At 41.7% G+C, this 20,300-nt stretch carries 17 protein-coding genes; 15 read left to right on the top strand and 2 right to left on the bottom strand.

The genetic code is table 11. The features are described 5' to 3' along the window. From B7696_RS05010 to B7696_RS04995, 4 genes are all read left to right on the top strand, one after another. Positions 1-197 (top strand): Ltp family lipoprotein (locus B7696_RS05010; protein ID WP_239822193.1); only part of this gene is annotated, 197 nt, incomplete at its 5' end. Positions 198-300: 103 nt separating this feature from the next. Next, entirely contained in the window at positions 301-1,260 is a 960-nt protein-coding gene (locus B7696_RS05005) for an ROK family glucokinase (RefSeq protein ID WP_004256124.1), read from the top strand. 99 nt (positions 1,261-1,359) lie between these two features. Further along, complete coding sequence (locus B7696_RS05000; RefSeq protein ID WP_084862508.1) at positions 1,360-1,794, top strand: HD domain-containing protein; 435 nt, start codon at positions 1,360-1,362, stop codon at positions 1,792-1,794. Positions 1,795-1,845: 51 nt separating this feature from the next. Beyond that, positions 1,846-2,685 (top strand): thymidylate synthase, encoded by an 840-nt coding sequence (locus B7696_RS04995; protein WP_084862506.1) that lies wholly within the window; start codon positions 1,846-1,848, stop codon positions 2,683-2,685. Positions 2,686-2,735: 50 nt separating this feature from the next. Here B7696_RS04995 and B7696_RS04990 read toward each other — a convergent pair whose 3' ends face one another. Further along, complete coding sequence (locus tag B7696_RS04990) at positions 2,736-2,906, bottom strand: DUF3042 family protein (RefSeq protein WP_001051780.1); 171 nt, start codon at positions 2,904-2,906, stop codon at positions 2,736-2,738. Positions 2,907-3,026: 120 nt separating this feature from the next. Between B7696_RS04990 and miaA the strand changes: the two genes are divergently transcribed. The 6 genes from miaA to bgaA all read left to right on the top strand — a co-directional run bounded on the left by miaA (position 3,027) and on the right by bgaA (position 14,962). Then, a complete protein-coding gene (miaA, locus tag B7696_RS04985) occupies positions 3,027-3,911 on the top strand; it encodes a tRNA (adenosine(37)-N6)-dimethylallyltransferase MiaA (RefSeq protein ID WP_084862505.1) in 885 nt (294 codons plus the stop codon). Then, the gene (gene hflX / locus B7696_RS04980; RefSeq protein WP_084862503.1) at positions 3,904-5,142 is read left to right on the top strand and encodes a GTPase HflX; all 1,239 of its coding nucleotides are present in this window, start codon (positions 3,904-3,906) and stop codon (positions 5,140-5,142) included. Before miaA ends, hflX begins: the two co-directional genes overlap by 8 nt. Further along, positions 5,135-5,758, top strand: a complete 624-nt coding sequence (locus tag B7696_RS04975) for a cystathionine beta-lyase (RefSeq protein WP_084862502.1) — start codon at positions 5,135-5,137, stop codon at positions 5,756-5,758. Before hflX ends, B7696_RS04975 begins: the two co-directional genes overlap by 8 nt. Before the next feature lie 14 nt (positions 5,759-5,772). Continuing rightward, on the top strand, positions 5,773-6,702 hold the full coding sequence (gene rnz / locus B7696_RS04970) for a ribonuclease Z (protein WP_084862498.1): 930 nt from the start codon (positions 5,773-5,775) through the stop codon (positions 6,700-6,702). Between the two features lie 20 nt (positions 6,703-6,722). Next, complete coding sequence (locus tag B7696_RS04965) at positions 6,723-7,478, top strand: SDR family NAD(P)-dependent oxidoreductase (RefSeq protein ID WP_084862496.1); 756 nt, start codon at positions 6,723-6,725, stop codon at positions 7,476-7,478. A gap of 245 nt (positions 7,479-7,723) precedes the next feature. Further along, complete coding sequence (bgaA, locus tag B7696_RS04960) at positions 7,724-14,962, top strand: LPXTG-anchored adhesin/beta-galactosidase BgaA (protein ID WP_084862494.1); 7,239 nt, start codon at positions 7,724-7,726, stop codon at positions 14,960-14,962. 179 nt (positions 14,963-15,141) lie between these two features. Here the strand turns inward: bgaA and B7696_RS04955 are convergent, their stop codons facing one another. Continuing rightward, positions 15,142-15,501, bottom strand: coding sequence for a DUF3397 family protein (locus B7696_RS04955; protein WP_084862492.1), 360 nt, complete (start codon positions 15,499-15,501; stop codon positions 15,142-15,144). A 91-nt stretch (positions 15,502-15,592) separates the two neighbouring features. On the opposite strand from B7696_RS04955, the gene mnmL reads away from it, so the two are divergent. From mnmL to B7696_RS04930, 5 genes are read left to right on the top strand one after another with little or no spacing between them, the layout of a single operon-like run. Continuing rightward, positions 15,593-16,549 (top strand): tRNA modification radical SAM protein MnmL/YtqA, encoded by a 957-nt coding sequence (gene mnmL / locus B7696_RS04950; RefSeq protein ID WP_084862575.1) that lies wholly within the window; start codon positions 15,593-15,595, stop codon positions 16,547-16,549. Beyond that, positions 16,533-17,090, top strand: a complete 558-nt coding sequence (gene mnmM, locus B7696_RS04945) for a tRNA 5-(aminomethyl)-2-thiouridylate-methyltransferase MnmM (RefSeq protein ID WP_084862490.1) — start codon at positions 16,533-16,535, stop codon at positions 17,088-17,090. The genes mnmL and mnmM overlap by 17 nt, the downstream gene beginning before the upstream one ends. Next, the gene (locus B7696_RS04940; RefSeq protein ID WP_084862488.1) at positions 17,083-17,337 is read left to right on the top strand and encodes a hypothetical protein; all 255 of its coding nucleotides are present in this window, start codon (positions 17,083-17,085) and stop codon (positions 17,335-17,337) included. Before mnmM ends, B7696_RS04940 begins: the two co-directional genes overlap by 8 nt. 11 nt (positions 17,338-17,348) lie before the next feature. Continuing rightward, positions 17,349-19,403: a cation:proton antiporter gene (locus tag B7696_RS04935; protein ID WP_084862486.1), complete on the top strand. Its 2,055-nt coding sequence runs from the start codon at positions 17,349-17,351 to the stop codon at positions 19,401-19,403. A gap of 27 nt (positions 19,404-19,430) precedes the next feature. After that, on the top strand, positions 19,431-20,291 hold the full coding sequence (locus tag B7696_RS04930) for a YihY/virulence factor BrkB family protein (protein WP_084862484.1): 861 nt from the start codon (positions 19,431-19,433) through the stop codon (positions 20,289-20,291). The last annotated feature ends 9 nt before the right edge of the window (positions 20,292-20,300 follow it).

The raw sequence follows: 20,300 nt of genomic DNA, 5'->3' as shown, positions 1-20,300 counted from the left end.
CAAGTTCAGCAGTGCAGTATGCCATCGATCACTTGAATGCAGATTATAAGGCAAATGCCTTAGCTAAAGCAAGAGAATATCGAAAATATAGTAATCTCTCAAAGACAGAAATTTATGAGAGGCTAACTTCTCCTTATTTTAGAAAATTTACCAAAGAAGAAGCCAACTATGCAATTCAAAAACTAGGGGATAAATAGTTATTAATTATTAGATGTAACTTTTTCATGCAAAGCTTTGCACAAATCTAATGATTTTGTTATACTATATCTGTAAGCATTTTCAATTAAAAAGGAGAAGACGATGAGTCAAAAGATTATTGGGATTGACCTTGGTGGAACATCTATCAAGTTCGCAATTTTAACTCAAGAGGGAGAAATCCAAGAAAAATGGTCTATCAAAACTAACATTTTGGATGAGGGAAGTCATATCGTTGATGATATGATTGAATCTATTCAACATCGTTTGGACTTGCTTGGATTGGCAGCAGCGGACTTCCAAGGTATTGGAATGGGATCACCAGGTGTGGTTGACCGTGAAAAAGGGACTGTTATTGGTGCCTACAACTTGAACTGGAAAACCCTTCAACCAATCAAAGAAAAGATTGAAAAAGCCTTGGGCATTCCATTCTTCATCGATAATGATGCCAACGTAGCGGCTCTTGGTGAACGTTGGATGGGTGCTGGTGATAACCAACCAGACGTTGTCTTTATGACACTTGGTACAGGTGTTGGTGGCGGTATTGTCGCAGAAGGCAAATTGCTTCACGGTGTGGCTGGTGCAGCAGGTGAGCTTGGCCACATCACTGTTGACTTTGACCAACCAATCGCATGTACTTGCGGTAAGAAAGGTTGCCTTGAGACAGTCGCTTCAGCAACAGGGATTGTCAACTTGACTCGTCGCTATGCGGATGAATACGAAGGCGATGCAGCCTTGAAACGCTTGATTGATAATGGAGAAGAAGTAACTGCTAAGACAGTCTTTGACCTTGCCAAAGAAGGAGACGACCTTGCTTTGATCGTTTACCGTAACTTCTCACGTTACTTGGGAATCGCTTGTGCTAACATTGGTTCAATCCTAAACCCATCAACCATCGTCATCGGTGGTGGTGTATCAGCTGCAGGAGAATTCCTTCTACAAGGTGTTCAAAAGGTTTACGACGAAAATACCTTCCCACAAGTACGCACAACAACTAAATTGGCTCTTGCAACTCTAGGAAATGACGCTGGAGTTATTGGAGCAGCATCACTTGTATTGCAATAAAATAAAAATGACAGAGCTTGGTGATTCATCAGGCTCTTTTTCAAGATCATAATTGTAAATATAACTCTTAACTTTTTGATTTTAGAAAGGAGATTTTAAATGAATAAGTCAGAACAATCCATGTTTGAATTGGCTTTGTCCATTGCAAAAAAAGCACATGAGGGACAATATGATAAGGCTGGAGTAGTTTATATCAAACACCCTCTTTTTGTAGCAAGTCTGGTCGATACGCAAGAAGAAAAGGCAGTCGCTCTATTGCACGATGTTCTTGAAGATAGCCCTTATACAGCAGAAGAACTAATATTAGCTGGTTTACCAGAGACTGTTGTTACTGCAGTGCAGGTACTGACCAAGAAAAAGGAACAAGATTACCAACAATATTTGGAACTTGTTAAATCGAATCCTATAGCACGTTGTGTCAAATTAGCAGATTTGAAACATAATTCAGATTTATCTAGACTAGCTACAATTACTGAAAAGGATCTGGAACGATTTGAAAAATACAAGAAAGCTATTGATTATCTGAGCATGTAGAAAAGCTTTTTTTATGCTATACTAGTTAGGAAACAAATGAGGTGAGAGTAAATGACAAAAGCAGATACGATTTTTAAAGAGAATATTGAACGAATCCTCAAAGATGGTGTCTTTTCTGAACAAGCACGCCCCAAGTACAAGGATGGGACAGTTGCCAACTCCAAGTATGTAACGGGTGCATTTGCCGAGTATGACTTGGCAAAGGGGGAATTCCCCATTACAACCTTGCGTCCTATTGCCATCAAATCCGCCATCAAGGAAGTGCTCTGGATTTACCAAGACCAGTCTAATAGCTTAGAAGTGCTGAATAGCAAGTACAATGTTCACTACTGGAATGAATGGGAAGTGGGAAATACGGGAACCATTGGTGAGCGCTATGGTGCTGTTGTTAAGAAACACGACATTATCAATAAGCTTCTCAAGCAGTTGGAAGCCAACCCTTGGAACCGTCGCAATATCATTTCGCTCTGGGATTACCAAGCTTTCGAAGAAACAGATGGGCTACTCCCATGTGCCTTTCAGACCATGTTTGATGTCCGCCGTGTAGATGGAGAAATCTATCTGGATGCGACCTTGACCCAGCGTTCGAATGACATGTTGGTGGCCCACCACATCAATGCTATGCAGTATGTGGCTCTTCAAATGATGATTGCTAAACATTTTGGCTGGAAGGTTGGGAAGTTCTTCTACTTCATCAACAACCTCCATATCTATGATAATCAATTTGAACAAGCTCAGGAATTGCTCCGTCGTGAGCCATCAAACTGCCAACCACGTTTGGTCTTGAATGTACCAGACAAAACCAACTTCTTTGATATCAAAGCGGAAGATTTTGAGTTGGTGGATTATGACCCTGTCAAGCCACAGTTGAAGTTTGACCTAGCTATTTAAAAGAATAGAAAAAAGAAGTTGAGGCAATGAATCCCAACTTCTTTTGTTTCTTAACGTGATACGCGGCGGCGAGCTGCTTTTTTACGGTTTTCTTCGATGAAAGCAGCTTTTTGCTCTTCTGGTTCGATTACTTTCTTTTTAAATGCGTATACTGCACCTGCGACTGCAGCGACAGTTCCTGCGACACCTGTTACAAGACCTTTAGCGAATCCTTTAGCCATGAGTCTTCCTCCTTTATATTCTCAATCAGTCAGCCCCTTCAAGAGGTCACATTTTTCTGACTGACCTTTTTGTGTTATAATAATAGTAACGAAAAAATGGGAATTTTTCAAGGAAAAAAGATGAAAACAAAAATAATTGTGATTGTTGGACCGACTGCAGTTGGAAAGACGGCTCTAGCCATTGAAGTAGCCAAGCGTTTTAATGGCGAAGTGGTTAGTGGAGATAGCCAGCAAGTCTATCGAGGACTTGATATTGGGACGGCCAAAGCTAGTCCAGAAGAGCAGGCAGCTGTTCCTCATCATTTAATCGATGTTAGAGAGGTAACCGAGTCTTACTCGGCTTTTGATTTTGTTTCAGAAGCTAAGATGGCTATTGAGGATATTCACAGTCGGGGCAAGCTAGCTATTATTGCTGGTGGGACTGGGCTTTATATCCAGAGCTTGCTTGAAGGCTACCACCTAGGTGGGGAGACTCCCCATGAGGAAATTTTGGCCTATCGGGCTAGCTTGGAGCCTTATACAGATGAGGAATTAGCTCATATTGTGGAGCAAGTAGGCCTTGAAATTCCTCAGTTTAATCGTCGTCGTGCAATGCGTGCCTTGGAAATTGCCCATTTTGGTCAGGATTTGGAAAATCAAGAGAGTCTATATGAACCGCTGATTATCTGCTTGGATGATGAGCGCAGTCAATTATATGAACGTATCAATCACCGAGTGGACCTGATGTTTGAAGCTGGACTTCTAGACGAAGCCAAGTGGTTGTTTGACCATTATCCAGATGTGCAGGCTGCTAAAGGGATTGGTTACAAGGAACTCTTTCCTTATTTCCGTGGAGAGCAGACCTTGGAGGAAGCTAGTGAGAGTCTCAAACAGGCTACCCGTCGTTTTGCCAAGCGTCAGTTGACCTGGTTCCGTAATCGCATGCAGGTCACCTTTTATCAGATTGGAGAAGCTGGTGTGCAAGACCGCATTTTATGCCAGATAGAGGAGTTTTTAGATGATTGAAACGGAGAAAAAAGAGGAGCGGGTCCTGCTCATTGGTGTAGAATTGCAGGGGATGGACAATTTTGACCTCTCCATGGAAGAATTGGCCAGTCTAGCCAAGACAGCTGGAGCAGTTGTTGTAGATAGCTACAGACAAAAACGTGAAAAATATGATTCTAAGACCTTCGTCGGCTCTGGTAAGTTGGAAGAGATTGCGCTTATGGTGGATGCAGAAGAAATCACCACTGTCATCGTCAACAACCGTCTGACCCCAAGGCAAAATGTCAATCTAGAGGAAGTTCTGGGTGTCAAGGTCATTGATCGTATGCAGTTGATTTTGGATATCTTTGCCATGCGGGCTCGAAGCCATGAAGGGAAACTCCAAGTCCACCTAGCCCAGCTCAAATATCTCTTGCCCCGCTTGGTTGGTCAGGGAATTATGCTCAGCCGTCAGGCAGGGGGAATTGGTTCCCGTGGACCTGGTGAAAGCCAGCTGGAGCTGAACCGTCGTAGTGTTCGCAATCAAATCACGGATATCGAGCGCCAGCTCAAGGTGGTTGAGAAAAATCGGGCGACTGTCAGAGAAAAACGTTTGGAGTCAAGTGCCTTTAAGATTGGTTTGATTGGTTACACCAATGCTGGGAAGTCAACTATCATGAACACCTTGACCAGTAAGATCCAGTATGAGGCTGACGAGCTATTTGCGACTCTAGATGCGACGACTAAGAGTATCCATCTGGGGGGGAATCTCCAAGTAACTTTGACAGATACAGTTGGCTTTATCCAAGATTTGCCGACAGAGTTGGTGTCCAGTTTTAAGTCGACCTTGGAAGAAAGCAAGCATGTGGACCTTCTGGTTCATGTTATCGATTCCAGCAATCCTTACCACGAAGAGCATGAAAAAACAGTCTTGTCTATCATGAAAGACTTGGATATGGAAGATATTCCTCGCCTTACCCTTTATAATAAAGCAGATTTGTTGGAGGATTTCACGCCTACCCAAACCCCTTATGCTCTTATTTCAGCTAAGGCTGAGGATAGTCGTGAGAATTTGCAGGCACTATTTTTAGAGAAAATCAAGGATATTTTCGAACCCTTTACCCTGCGAGTGCCTTTTTCAAAATCCTACAAGATTCACGATTTAGAAAGTGTTGCGATTCTTGAAGATCGTGATTATCAGGAAGACGGCGAAGTCATTACAGGCTACATTTCTGAGAAAAATAAATGGAGGTTAGAGGAATTTTATGACTGATATTAAAACGTTGGCTCTAAAATATGGGGGCTATACAAGTCTGGACAAGGTCTATCTAGATCAACTTCTAGCTGGTAAAACAAATCAAGAGCAGTTGGCACTGATCACTCCTCCACCTAGCGTGGTCAATGCTTACTTTGCAGAACTCTACCAGAAAAAGAGTCCTGAGGCTGCGACGGATTATTTTGCGGAACTCAGTCAGGAACTGAATCTTTACAATGCTGAACCTAGTTTCACCCTAGAAAACAAGCCTTTTATTCGGCTTAATCTGTCTGGCAAATCCTTTGGTTTTTGTTATGAGAGTGAGGGGCTTGGTCGGATTTTCTCTGAGAATGAAGAGAAGATTTCTGATGACTTGCTTTTTGAAATTGCACAAATTTTTCCCCATCAGCTAGTCTTTGAGGAGTCTGGAAAGATTTACATGAAGGCTGTCGGAGATGAGGAAGTTGTTAGCGTGGAGAATCTAACAGCTTTGACTGATTTGGAAAGTTTGGCTGATGGTCGCAAGCGTCTTAAAGGTTACAGCCAAGAGGAGTTATTACAAGAAGCTGCTTCTTTTTCTGGCAAACGCTATTTCCGATCGGAAAACCGCACAGCCATGTTATATATTGATTAATTAGAAAGTATCGAATGGATATTCAATTTTTAGGAACGGGGGCTGGTCAGCCCTCTAAAGCCCGCAACGTTTCAAGTCTAGCTCTGAAATTATTAGACGAGATTAACGAAGTTTGGCTCTTTGACTGTGGAGAAGGAACGCAAAATCGCATCCTGGAAACCACGATTCGACCACGTAAGGTCAGCAAAATCTTTATTACCCACCTACATGGAGACCACATCTTTGGCTTGCCAGGTTTCCTTTCTAGTCGTGCCTTTCAGGCCAATGAAGAGCAGACAGATTTGGAAATCTATGGACCGCAAGGGATTAAGTCATTTGTTTTAACCAGCCTTCGTGTGTCAGGTTCGCGCCTGCCTTACCGTATTCATTTTCATGAGTTTGACCAAGATTCTCTAGGAAAAATCCTTGAGACCGATAAATTCACGGTGTATGCAGAGGAGTTGGATCACACTATTTTCTGTGTTGGTTACCGTGTTATGCAAAAGGACTTGGAAGGAACGCTGGATGCTGAAAAGCTCAAGGCAGCTGGTGTCCCATTTGGCCCACTTTTTGGGAAAATCAAGAATGGTCAGGATGTTGTTTTGGAAGACGGAACTGAAATCAAGGCAGCAGACTATATCTCAGCTCCACGTCCAGGTAAGATTATTACCATTCTTGGTGACACTCGCAAAACCAATGCTAGTGTGCGTCTGGCTGTTAATGCCGATGTCCTGGTCCATGAGTCCACTTATGGCAAGGGTGATGAAAAAATTGCTCGTAACCATGGCCACTCTACTAACATGCAAGCGGCACAAGTAGCGGTAGAAGCAGGTGCCAAACGCCTCTTGCTCAACCACATCAGTGCCCGTTTCCTCTCAAAAGATATCAGCAAGCTCAAAAAAGACGCTGCTAGTGTTTTTGAAAATGTCCATGTGGTCAAAGACTTGGAAGAAGTGGAAATCTAAAAGCTCGAGAAAGGATAAGTATGCCTACTATTCTCATTACCGGAGCTAGCGGTGGTCTAGCCCAAGAAATGGTCAAACTCCTGCCAAATGACCAACTCATCTTGCTTGGTAGAAATAAGGAAAAATTAGCCCAACTCTACGGAAATCATCCACAAGCAGAATTGATTGAAATCGATATTACCGATGATTCAGCCTTAGAAACTCTGGTAGCAGACCTCTATCTCCGTTATGGCAAGATTGATGTCTTGATTAACAACGCAGGTTACGGGATTTTTGAGGAATTTGACCAGATTTCTGACCAAGATATTCATCAGATGTTCGAGGTCAATACCTTTGCCTTGATGAATCTATCTCGTCGCCTTGCGGCTCGAATGAAGGAAAGTCGAAAAGGCCATATCATCAATATTGTCAGTATGGCAGGTTTGATCGCTACTGGCAAGTCCAGTCTTTACTCAGCGACCAAGTTTGCGGCCATTGGTTTTTCAAATGCTCTGCGCCTAGAACTCATGTCCTACGGTGTTTATGTAACGACGGTCAATCCAGGACCAATCCGCACAGGATTTTTTGACCAAGCAGACCCAGATGGGACCTATCTCAAGTCGGTTGACCGTTTCCTGCTAGAACCAGATACAGTGGCTAAAAAGATTGTCAAGATTATAGGAAAAAACAAACGAGAACTCAATCTCCCGATGTTGTTGAACCTAGCCCATAAGTTTTATACCCTCTTTTCAAAGCTAGCTGATAAGCTGGCAGGGGAGACTTTTAATTATAAATAGAAGAAGTTCCTTTTAAAGGGACTTTTTTACTTCTTTTAATTTAAAGGTTAATAAGTGTTTTTTCTTTTAAAACTACATTCAGTTTTTTTTAATTCTTCTACAAATTTTAGAAAAAACTATCAAAAATATTATTTTATATGCTAAAGTATTGAAAATTCCTATATTATTTAATAAAATAAGGGTAAAAGACTATTAAAAGTATGCGCTTACATAAAAATGAAAGCGATTACTAAAAGGAGGATTTTATGGAAAAAAGCCATTGGAATCGGAAAAGAGTCTATAGCATTCGTAAATTTGCTGTAGGAGCTTGCTCAGTAATGATTGGAACTTGTGCAGTTCTATTCGCAGGAAATATAGCTGGAGAATCTGTAGTTAATGCGGATGAAACACCTATTACTCGTACTGCTGAGAAACCTAAAGAGGAAAATCCTATAGTAGAAGAAAAGGTTGATCAAGCTTTGGAAACTAAAAATGTAGTCGAAAGTACAGCACAAAAACAACCTAGTGCCACTGAGTCTATTTCATCTGAGAAGAAAGAAGATGAAGCAGTGACTCCAAAAGAGGAAAAAGCATCTTCAAAATCTGAAGAAAAAGCTCCAAAGATAGAATCACAAGCTTCAAGTCAAGAAAAATCGCTCAAGGAAGATGTTAAAGCTGTGACAAATGAAGAAGTCAATCAAATGATTGAAGACAGAAAAGTGAATTTTAACCAAAATTGGCACTTTAAACTCAATGCGAATTCTAAAGAAGCCATTAAACCGGATGCAGATGTATCTACGTGGAAAAAATTAGATTTACCGCATGACTGGAGTATCTTTAATGATTTCGATCATGAATCTCCTGCACAAAATGAAGGTGGACAGCTTAACGGTGGGGAAGCTTGGTATCGCAAGACTTTCAAACTAGATGAAAAAGACCTCAAGAAAAATGTTCGCCTTACTTTTGATGGCGTCTACATGGATTCCCAAGTTTATGTCAATGGTCAGTTAGTGGGTCATTATCCAAATGGTTATAACCAATTTTCATATGATATCACTAACTATTTGAACAAAGATGGACGTGAGAATGTAATTGCTGTTCATGCAGTCAACAAACAACCAAGTAGCCGTTGGTATTCAGGTAGCGGTATTTACCGTGATGTGACTTTACAAGTGACAGATAAAGTTCATGTTGAGAAAAATGGGACAACCATCTTAACGCCAAAACTAGAACAACAGCAACACGGCAAGGTTGAAACTCATGTGACTAGCAAAATTGTCAATACGGACGACAAAGACCATCAACTTGTAGCAGAATATCAAATCGTTGAACGTGGTGGTCAGGCTGTGACAGGTCTAGTACGTACAGAGAGCCGTACCTTGAAAGCACATGAAGTAACTAGTCTTGATGCGATCTTAGAAGTTGAAAGACCAAAACTCTGGACCGTTTTAAATGACAAACCGGCCTTGTATGAATTAGTTACACGTGTTTACCGGGACGGTCAATTAGTTGATGCTAAGAAAGATCTGTTTGGTTACCGATATTATAACTGGACTCCAAATGAGGGCTTCTCTTTGAATGGTGAACGCATTAAATTCCATGGAGTTTCCTTGCACCATGACCACGGAGCGCTTGGAGCAGAAGAAAACTATAAGGCTGAGTACCGTAGACTGAAACAGATGAAGGAAATGGGAGTGAATTCGATTCGTACGACTCACAACCCAGCAAGTCCTCAGACTTTACAGATTGCAGCTGAACTTGGCTTACTTGTTCAAGAAGAGGCCTTTGATACTTGGTATGGCGGAAAGAAACCATACGATTATGGTCGTTTCTTTGAAAAAGATGCTACCCATCCTGAGGCTAAAAAAGGTGAAAAATGGTCCGACTACGATTTACGTACTATGGTAGAGAGAGACAAAAATAATCCTGCTGTTTTTATGTGGTCAATCGGAAATGAAATCGGTGAAGCAAATGGGGATCCTCATTCTCTAGCGACTGTTAAACGTCTAGTCAAAGTTATCAAGGATGTTGATAAGACTCGTTATGTTACCATGGGAGCAGATAAGTTCCGTTTCGGTAATGGTAGCGGTGGGCATGAAAAAATTGCTGATGAACTCGATGCTGTTGGATTTAACTACTCTGAAGATAATTACAAAGCCCTTAGAGCTAAGCATCCAAACTGGTTGATTTATGGGTCAGAAACATCTTCAGCAACGCGTACAAGAGGAAGTTACTTCCACCCAGAGCGTGAGTGGGTACAAAGTAATCAGTCATGGCGTAACTATGAACAGTCAGATTATGGAAATGACCGTGTTGGTTGGGGTAAAACGGCAACTGCTTCATGGACATTTGACCGTGACAATGCTGGCTATGCTGGTCAATTCATTTGGACAGGTACGGACTATATCGGTGAACCAACTCCATGGCACAACCAAAACAACACGCCGGTTAAAAGCTCTTATTTTGGTATAGTAGATACTGCAGGTATTCCAAAAAACGATTTTTATCTTTACCAAAGTCAATGGGTTTCTGCCAAGAAAAAACCAATGGTTCACCTTCTTCCTCACTGGAACTGGGAAAACAAAGAGTTGATAGACAATGTAGCAGACGCGGAAAATAAAATCCCTGTACGTGCTTATTCTAATGCTGCAAGTGTAGAATTGTTCTTGAATGGCCAGTCTCTAGGAGAGAAGAAATTCAACAAAAAACAAACTAGCGATGGACGAACTTACCAAGAAGGTGCTAATGCTAATGAACTTTATCTTGAATGGAAAGTTGCTTATCAACCGGGTACCTTGGAAGCAATTGCTCGTGATGAATCTGGCAAGGAAATTGCTCGAGATAAGATTACGACTGCTGGTAAGCCAGCGGCTGTTCGTCTTATCAAGGAAGAACATGCAATCGCAGCAGATGGAAAAGACTTGACATACATCTACTATGAAATCGTTGACAGCCAAGGGAATGTAGTACCAACTGCCAATAATCTGGTTCGCTTCCAATTGCACGGACAGGGCCAACTTGTCGGTGTTGATAACGGGGAACAAGCCAGCCGTGAACGCTATAAGGCGCAAGCAGATGGATCTTGGATTCGTAAAGCCTTTAATGGTAAAGGTGTTGCCATTGTCAAATCAACTGAACAAGCAGGTAAATTCACACTGACAGCCCATTCAGATCTCTTGAAATCTAGTCAAGTAACTGTCTTTACTGGTAAAAAAGAAGGACAAGAAAAAACTGTTTTAGGGACAGAAGTAGCAAGAGTTCGTACATTAATTGGTAAAGATCCAAAAATGCCGAAAACAGTAGGTTTTGTATACAGCGATGGTAGTCGTGAAAAACTTCCAGTAACTTGGTCTCAAGTCGATGTTAGTCAAGCAGGAGTTGTGACTGTTAAAGGTACAGCAAATGGACGTGAGGTAGAGGCTCGTGTCGAGGTTCTAGCAATTGCGAAAGAATTACCAACAGTTAAACGTGTTGCTCCAGGAGCAGACTTGAATACTGTAGATAAATATGTGTCAATACTTGTAACAGATGGAAGTGTACAAGAGTACGAAGTAGATAGCTGGGAGATTGCGGAAGCAGATAAAGCCAAACTTTCAGTAGCTGGATCACGTATTCCAATGACTGGTCAGTTAGCTGGAGAAACTATTCATGCAACCCTTGTGGTAGAAGAAGGAAAAGCTGCAGCACCTGTAGTGCCAACTGTTACTGTTGGTGGTGAGGCAGTAACAGGGCTTACTAGTCAACAACCAATGCAATACCGCACTCTTGCTTATGGTGCCCAATTGCCAAAAGTCACAGCAAGTGCTGAAAATGCTGATGTTACAGTTCTTCAAGCAAGCGCAGCAAACGGCATGCGTGCGAGCATCTTTGTTCAGCCTAAAGATGGTGGCCCTCTTCAAACCTATGCGATTCAATTCCTTGAAGAAGCACCGAAAATTGACCACTTGAGCTTACAAGTTGAGCAAGCTGACGGTCTCAAAGAAGACCAAACAGTCAACTTGTCGGTTCGAGCTCATTATCAAGATGGAACGCAAGCTGTATTACCAGCTGATAAGGTGAGCTTCTCTACAAGCGGTGAAGGGGAAGTTGCAGTCCGAAAAGGAATGCTTGAGTTGCATAAACCAGGAGCACTTACTCTGAAAGCTGAATATGAGGGTGCTACAGGTCAAATCAATCTCACTATACAAGCAAATACTGAGAAGAAGATTGCGCAATCCATCCGTCCTGTAAATGTAGTGACAGATTTACACCAAGAACCTACTCTTCCGTCAACAGTAACGGTTGAGTATGACAAAGGTTTCCCTAAAGCTCACAAAGTCACTTGGCAAGCTATTCCGAAAGAAAAACTAGACCACTATCAAAGCTTTGAAGTGCTAGGTAAAGTTGAAGGAATTGACTTGGAAGCGCGTGCTAAAGTATCTGTAGAAGGCATCGTTTCAGTTGAAGAAGTCAGTGTGACAACTCCAATCGCAGAAGCACCACAATTACCAGAAAGCGTTCGTACATATGATTCAAATGGCCACGTTTCATCAGCTAAAGTTGCATGGGATGCGATTCGTCCAGAGCAATACGCTAAGGAAGGTGTCTTTACAGTTAATGGTCGCTTAGAAGGTACTCAATTAACAACTAAACTTCATGTTCGAGTATCTGCTCAAACTGAGCAAGGTGCAAACATTTCTGACCAATGGACCGGTTCAGAATTGCCACTTGCCTTTGCTTCAGACTCAAATCCAACCGACCCTGTTTCAAATGTCAACGATAAATTGATTTCCTTTAACGACCGACCAGCCAATCGTTGGACAAACTGGAATCGCAGTAATCCAGAAGCTTCAGTTGGTGTCCTGTTCGGAGATTCAGGTATCTTGAGCAAACGTTCAGTTGATAATCTAAGTGTCGGATTCCACGAAGACCATGGAGTTGGTGCACCGAAGTCTTATGTGATTGAGTATTATGTTGGTAAGACTGTTCCAACAGCTCCTAAAAACCCTAGCTTTGTAGGTAATGAAGAACATGTCTTTAACGATCCTGCAAACTGGAAAGAGGTAAGCAATCTCAAAGCTCCAGCTCAACTCAAGGCTGGAGAAATGAACCACTTTAGCTTTGATAAAGTTGAAACCTATGCTGTCCGTATTCGTATGGTGAGAGCAGACAACAAACTTGGAACGTCTATTACAGAAGTACAAATCTTTGCGAAACAAGTTGCGGCAGCCAAACAAGGACAAACAAGAATCCAAGTTGACGGCAAAGACTTAGCAAACTTCAACCCTGATTTGACAGACTACTACCTTGAGTCTGTAGATGGAAAAGTTCCCGCAGTCACAGCAAGTGTTAGCAACAATGGTCTCGCTACCGTCGTTCCAAGTGTTCGTGAAGGTGAGCCAGTTCGTGTCATCGCGAAAGCTGAAAATGGCGACATATTAGGAGAATACCGTCTGCACTTCACTAAGGATAAAGACTTACTTTCTCGTAAACCAGTTGCTGCGGTTAAACAAGCGCGCTTGTTGCAACTAGGGCAACCACTTGAATTGCCGACTAAGGTTCCGGTATACTTCACAGGTAAAGACGGCTACGAAACAAAAGACCTGACAGTTGAATGGGAAGAAGTTCCAGCAGAAAATCTGACAAAAGCAGGTCAATTTACTGTTCGAGGTCGTGTCCTTGGTAGCAATCTTACTGCTGAGTTCACTGTAAGAGTGACAGACAAACTTGGTGAGGCTCTTTCAGATAACCCTAACTATGATGAAAACAGTAACCAGGCCTTTGCTTCAGCAACTAATGATATTGACGACAGTTCTCATGACCGTGTAGACTATATCAATGATAGAGATCACTCTGAAAATCGTCGTTGGACAAACTGGTCTGCAAGCCCGTCTACCAACCCAGAAGTATCAGCAGGTGTGATCTTCCGTGAAAATGGTAAGATTGTAGAGCGGACTGTTGCGCAAGCCAAACTTCACTTCTTTGCAGATAGTGGTACGGATGCGCCTTCTAAACTTGTTTTAGAGCGCTATGTCGGTCCAGACTTTGAAGTGCCTACCTACTATTCAAACTACCAAGCCTACGAATCAGGACATCCATTTAACAATCCAGAAAATTGGGAAGCTGTTCCTTATCGTGCGGATAAAGACATTGCAGCTGGAGATGAAATCAACGTAACATTTAAAGCTGTCAAAGCTAAAGCCATGAGATGGCGTATGGAGCGTAAAGCAGATAAGAGCGGTGTTGCGATGATTGAGATGACCTTCCTTGCACCAAGTGAATTGCCTCAAGAAAGTACTCAATCGAAGATTCTTGTAGATGGAAAAGAACTTCCTAATTTCGCTGAAAATCGTCAAGATTATCAAATTACCTATAAAGGTCAACGTCCAAAAGTCTCAGTTGAAGAAACCAATCAAGTAGCTTCAACAGTTGTAGATAGTGGAGAAGACAGCCTTCCAGTACTTGTTCGCCTCGTTTCAGAAAGTGGAAAACAAGTTAAGGAATACCGTATCCAGTTGACTAAGGAAAAACCAGTTTCTGAGAAGACAGTTGCTGCTGTACAGGAGGAACTTCCAAAACTTGAATTTGTTGAAAACGATTTGGCCTACAAGACAGTTGAGAAAAAAGATTCAACACTTTATCTAGGTGAGACTCGTGTAGAACAAGAAGGAAAAGTTGGTAAGGAACGTATCTTTACAGCAATTAATTCTGATGGAAGTAAGGAAGAAAAACTCCATGAAGTGGTAGAGGCACCGACAGACCGCATCGTCTTGGTTGGAACGAAACCAGGCACCGCCCTTCCAGAAGATGAAGTGAAGAATCTTGTCCTTAACAGACCAGAACTTGTGGTCGAAGAAGAAACCATTGATTTCAAGGTTCAGGAACGTAAGTCTGATAAGTTGTATCTAGGTGAAACCCGTGTTCTTCAAGAAGGAAAACAAGGAGTCCGTGTTCGCTTGATCGAAGTGGAAAACGGAAAACGCCAACTTAAAGAAACTTATGATAAAGTTGTTGCTCAAGATCGTATCCTAGAAGTTGGAACGAAACCAGGCACCTCTCTTCCAGAAGACGAAGTGAAGAATCTTGTGCTTAACAGACCAGAACTTGTAATTGAAGAAGAAACAATCGATTTCAAAGTTCAGGAACAAAAGAACGATAAACTTCCAGTAGGTCAAACTCGAGTCCTCCAAGAAGGAAGACAAGGAGTCCGTGTTCACTTGATCGAGGTTGAAAATGGTAAGCGAACTGAGAAGTATAGCTATGATAAAGTTATGGCTCAGGATCGCATCGTAGAAGTCGGTATGGCTGGTGAAGCAACTAAACCAGTACAGCCGGTAGATACAAAACCACAAGTGTCAGAAAAAGCAGAAACAAAACCAATTGCTCCAAGTGAAACTAATCAAACTAATAAAGCCCAGTTACCAAATACAGGTAGTGCGGCAAGCCAAGCAACAGTAGCAGCAGGTTTAGCTCTACTCTGTTTGAGTGCAGGCTTAGTAGCCACTAAAGGTAAAAAAGAAGACTAGAAATTTTGATACTTTCGTTATCATTAAAGAGTGGAGAGAAACTCTTGTCTTAGATAGAAGATAAATCCCTTAGAATACAAGTTTCTAAGGGATTTTCTTTGTGTAAAATCGTATAATGATCCTTTCTGTCTCGTTTCGGAGAGAAAGCAAAAATCCCTAGAAAATGTTTAGGGATTCGATTATTTCATTAAGAACAATTCAACAATCATCTCGATATACATGACAAGGGTTACTAAAAATCCTGCACGCCAGAAAAATTTGATGAATTTAGGATAGTAAAAACTGCGTTTTTTCAGAAGGAAGAAAAAAACGAGAATAATGGCTAGGAGTGAGAGGGCTAGGCCCAGTCTAGGGAGGAAATTATGGGTAAAGGTTTTAGCTGTAATAAGGTAATATTCAAATACCAAGACTGGAAAAGCCAAATCCGCAAAGTTTCGTCCTAGTTTTTTTAATCTAAAAAGTTTGGTTATGATAATGCAGACTACTAAGGTCAGTATCAATAATAAAATAGATGCTAATTTCATTAAAATCATATCCATATTGTATCATAAAAAATCGCTAATGGAAACGAGAAACAGAGGAATTTATAGGAAAGTCAGGCTTTTGAGATTGTAGATGTTTTTTGTTATAATGAAAGTTATGAAATCTTATAATACTTTGAATGATTATTATCGAAAACTATTTGGAGAAAAGACCTTTAAAGTCCCTATTGATGCGGGGTTTGACTGTCCCAATCGTGATGGGACTGTGGCTCATGGAGGCTGTACTTTTTGTACGGTTTCAGGTTCTGGAGATGCTATCGTAGCACCAGATGCGCCTATCCGTGAGCAATTTTATAAGGAAATTGACTTTATGCATCGTAAGTGGCCAGATGTTCAGAAGTATCTGGTTTATTTTCAAAATTTTACCAACACCCATGAAAAGGTGGAAGTCATCCGAGAGCGCTATGAGCAAGCTATCAATGAGCCAGGTGTAGTAGGAATCAATATTGGAACGCGCCCAGACTGTTTACCAGACGAAACCATCGAATATTTGGCTGAGTTGTCGGAACGCATGCATGTGACGGTTGAATTGGGCTTGCAGACCACTTATGAAGCAACCTCTGATCTGATTAACCGTGCTCATTCCTATGAGTTGTACGTGGAAACGGTCAAGCGTTTGAGAAAGTATCCCAAGATTGAGATTGTTTCCCATCTTATTAATGGCTTGCCTGGTGAAACCCATGAGATGATGATTGAAAATGTCCGTCGCTGTGTCACGGATAACGATATTCAAGGGATTAAACTGCATTTGCTCCATCTTATGACAAATACTCGTATGCAAAGAGATTATCATGAAGGACGCTTGCAGTTGATGAGCCAGGACGAATATGTTAAGGTCATCTGTGACCAACTGGAAATCATTCCCAAGCATATCGTCATCCATCGAATCACAGGAGATGCACCTAGGGATATGCTGATTGGTCCTATGTGGAGCCTCAATAAATGGGAAGTGCTAAATGCTATTGAAACAGAGATGCGACGTCGTGGAAGTGTGCAAGGATGTAAGGCTGTAAAACAGGAGTTTAATAATGAAAAGACCACTTGAAATGGCACATGATTTTTTGGCTGAGGTTGTAACTCAGGACGATATCGTAGTGGATGCGACTATGGGAAATGGCCACGATACGCTTTTTTTAGCCAAGCTAGCCAAGAAAGTCTATGCCTTTGATATTCAGAATCAAGCCTTGGAAAAGACCCAAGAGCGTTTGGACCAGGCTGGAATGACAAATGCCCAGTTAATCTTGCAAGGTCACGAGACACTGGACCAGTTTGTGACAGAGGCTAAGGCAGGAATTTTTAATCTGGGCTATCTGCCGTCGGCTGATAAGTCCGTTATTACCCAACCTCAAACAACTATTGAAGCCTTAGAAAAGTTATGTCACTTGCTTGTCAAAGGTGGACGGATTGCCATTATGATCTACTATGGTCATGAGGGAGGAGATATTGAGCGAGATGCTGTCTTGGATTTTGTTAGTCAGCTGAACCAACAAGAGTACACAGCTGCCATTTACCGAACTTTAAACCAAGTCAACAACCCACCATTTTTAGTTATGATTGAAAAATTAGAGAGATATAGACATGGATAAACAATACCTACGTGAAAAGCTGGATGCCATGCGCCAGAAATTTGTCGAGTCCACCCACCACGAACGAGCAGTGGGCGTGCTAGACCAAGCGCATATGAGCAAAAAAATGCTTAAAATCAAGAAAAAATTAGTTGCTCTTGAAATGGAACGGTGTCAGAGAAAAATTGAGCACAAGGACTGTTCCAAGGTTGATCAAAAAATCAAAGAGCAGAAGGAGATATTTGAATCCTGTTGTAAAAAAGACTAAGGAGGAATTGCGTGGAATTACTGATTTACCTCATCCTATTTTTACTGGTCTTGATTGTTTCAAGTACAACCAATAAGCTCCTGCCCTTTTTGCCGCTTCCATTGGTTCAAATTCTTTTGGGAATTGTGATTGGTCTCTTTTTACCAAATACTGACTTTCATCTCAATACGGAGTTGTTTTTGGCTCTGGTTATCGGGCCCTTGCTTTTCCGAGAGTCCGAAGAAGCAGATATTACGGCTATTTTAAAACACTGGCGAATCATTGTCTATCTCATATTTCCAGTGATTTTCATCTCGACCCTGAGTTTGGGTGGCTTGGCTCATCTTCTTTGGCTCAGCCTTCCCTTGGCAGCTTGCTTGGCTGTTGGGGCAGCCCTTGGCCCTACGGACTTGGTGGCCTTTGCCTCTCTTTCGGAGCGCTTTAGCTTTCCTAAGCGCGTGTCCAATATTCTCAAAGGTGAAGGACTCTTGAATGATGCTTCTGGCTTGGTGGCCTTTCAGGTTGCCTTGGCCGCTTGGACAACAGGAACCTTTTCACTTGGGCAAGCGGGTAGCTCGCTCATCTTTTCAATTCTAGGTGGTTTTCTGATTGGCTTTTTAACAGCCATGACCAATCGTTTCCTCCATACTTTTTTGTTAAGTGTGCGCGCAACGGATATAGCTAGTGAGCTCCTTCTGGAATTGAGTTTGCCTCTAGTGACCTTCTTTCTAGCAGAAGAAGTACACGTTTCTGGGATTATTGCCGTTGTAGTTGCGGGGATTTTAAAGGCAAGTCGCTTTAAGAAAATCACGCTTCTCGAAGCCCAAGTGGATACGGTGACCGAGACAGTCTGGCATACAGTAACCTTTATGCTCAACGGTTCTGTCTTTGTGATTTTGGGAATGGAGTTGGAAATGATAGCAGAGCCTATCTTGACTAATCCGATCTATAATCCCTTACTTTTATTGGTATCTCTTATAGCCCTTACCTTTGTCCTCTTTGCTATTCGTTTTGTCATGATTTATGGTTATTATACCTATAGGACTAGACGTCTCAAGAAAAAGCTAAATAAGTATATGAAGGACATGCTTCTCTTGACCTTCTCAGGTGTTAAGGGAACGGTGTCGATTGCTACGATTCTTCTGATACCAAGTAATTTAGAGCAGGAGTATCCTCTCTTGCTTTTCCTTGTCGCAGGTGTGACGCTTGTCAGCTTTTTAACAGGTCTCTTGGTCTTGCCTCATCTTTCTGATGAACAGGAAGAAAGCAAGGACTATCTCATGCATATCGCTATTTTGAATGAAGTGACGCTAGAGTTGGAGAAAGAGTTGGAAGATACCAGGAATAAGCTCCCTCTCTATGCAGCCATTGACAATTATCATGGACGTATTGAAAATCTCATCCTGAGTCAGGAAAATAAGGGGGCTCAAGAAGACTGGGAGGCCTTGAAACTTCTTATCCTCAGTATTGAAAGTGATGGATTGGAACAGGCTTATGAAGAAGGCAAGATGAGTGAGCGTGCTTATCGGGTCTACCAACGTTATTTGAAAAACATGGAACAAGGTATTAATCGCAAATTTGCTTCACGGTTGACCTATTATTTCCTTGTTTCCTTGCGGATTTTACGTTTTCTCCTTCACGAAGTATTTACCTTTGGCAAGACCTTTCGCAGTTGGAAAAATGAAGAATCACAGAAACTCAGAGCCCTTGACTATGACCAAATTGCAGAGCTCTATCTAGAAAATACAGAGATGATTATCGAAAGTTTGGAGAACCTAAAAGGGGTTTATAAGAGTTCTTTGATCAGCTTCATGCAGGATTCTCGTCTCCGAGAAACAGCTATTATCACCAGTGGTGCTTTTGTCGAACGGGTTATCAACCGTGTCAAACCCAACAATATCGATGAAATGCTGAGAGGCTATTATCTGGAGCGCAAGTTGATTTTCGAATATGAAGAAAAACGATTGATTACGGCCAAGTATGCCAAGAAATTACGACAAAATGTGAATAACTTAGAGAACTATTCTCTGAAGGAAGCTGCCAATACTCTGCCTTATGATATGATGGAATTGGTAAGAAGAAATTAATCAAGATTGCAAGTGAAGGAGTGTGACATGAAGAAGTGGTGGAAAGAGCTGACAGACAAGCCTTTAGTAAAAGCTTTTTTGCATTATTATCAAGCATCAGATAGTGAGTTGACCAGCGTCGCAGTGGCCTACTATTGGTTGATTTCGATTTTCCCCCTGCTTTTGGTGGTGGTCAATATCCTCCCCTATTTTCAGATTCCAGTTTCTAATTTTTTAAAGGTTGTCAGTGAATTCTTGCCAGATACGGTTTATGATGTGGTCGCAAAGATTATTACAGAGGTGCTGACCCAACCTTCAACGGGTTTGTTGAGTTTTGCGGTTTTGTCAGCCCTCTGGACCTTTTCAAAATCCATGAACTTCTTGCAGAAAGCCTTTAATAAAGCTTACGGAGTAGCTAAAAATCGTGGAATGATTTCTCATCAGCTCATGAGTTTGTTTGTCAGTTTTGGTCTGCAGATTCTCTTTGCTTTAGCTCTCTTTCTGAGTGTCTTTGGTCGCATGCTCCTCAACCTTATCAAAAGCTACTGGCAATCGGATAGTCCTCTCTTTGCTTATCTGCAAGACCTAACAGGCCCTTTGGTCTATGCCTTGATTTTTGCAATCTTGGTCATGCTTTATTATTTCCTGCCAAATGTTAAGGTGCGACGAATTCGACATGTATTGCCAGGAAGTGCCTTTGTCTTGTTGACTCTGGCCTTACTGCTCAATATCTTTTCAGTCTATATTAACAATTATGTCAATCACCTAGTGGACGTGCGTTTTTTCAGTTCCGTCGTCGTGGTGGTCATGATGTTCTGGTTTATTCTCATCGCTAAGATTTTAATTGTCGGAGCGGTGATCAATGCCAGTGTCCAGAGTTTGAAAGATCCGAGCTTTAGAATAAATTAACTCAATTTT

The sequence above is a fragment of the Streptococcus mitis genome (assembly GCF_002096815.1).
Taxonomy (GTDB): Bacteria; Bacillota; Bacilli; order Lactobacillales; family Streptococcaceae; genus Streptococcus; species Streptococcus mitis_AD.
The sequence above is the reverse complement of the archived record's forward strand: the minus strand, read 5'-3'. Positions and strand labels throughout refer to the sequence as shown.